Below are 610 nucleotides of genomic sequence, written 5' to 3'. Positions count from 1 at the left end.
GAATTTTTAGCGAATATTTTCCGGATTTGACTTTGGAATCGTCGTAAGTCGGTTTGCCGAAAATGTCCCATCCGAGTCCCAAATCCGACCATCCCTTTTGTTCTTCCATGCCATCATTAAAAATCCCTTCCCGGTTTTGGTAATAGGATTGTGCTTCGGGAAAAAGATCGGTTGAGGTATTTTGATAGATTTTGTTATCATCATAATTATAATACCCGAGTTTGTTTTGGGTGATCCGCCCACGGTTGTCATACTGTTGTGTTTCATCGCCCCATTGTACGAGTCGGTCGAGTGCATCGTACTGAAAGTTTTCAAAATGATTGTATGCATAATTTTGCCGTGCATCAAGGTTTCCGGTTTGGGAATCAAACTGATACGTCAATGTAAAATCAGGCCTTGAAATAGGTGTTTGTTTGTCAGGATTGTAAGTGTCGGCTTGGCGGATATACCCATGTTCATCATAATATTGTTCTAAATGTAATTCATTTCCAAAGGTTCCCCTTGTAAGTTGATCCCTGGAGTTTAGAGTATGTTCGGTCCATAAAACCTGACCGTTACTATCGTCGGATATCTGGTAGCGATAGCCCAGACGATAGCCATACCGAAAGGT

Annotated in this window: 1 protein-coding gene; it reads right to left on the bottom strand. The window is 41.5% G+C overall.

Features of this window, described 5'->3' with window-relative positions:
• Nucleotides 1-610, bottom strand: a 610-nt coding sequence (locus E6C50_RS17825) for a hypothetical protein (RefSeq protein WP_168732858.1), incomplete at both ends; no start/stop codon positions are given.

The sequence above is a fragment of the Flavobacterium supellecticarium genome, from assembly GCF_004801375.1.
Lineage (GTDB): Bacteria > Bacteroidota > Bacteroidia > Flavobacteriales > Flavobacteriaceae > Flavobacterium > Flavobacterium supellecticarium.
Note: the sequence above shows the minus strand (reverse complement) of the source record. Positions and strands in the feature narration are given on the sequence as shown.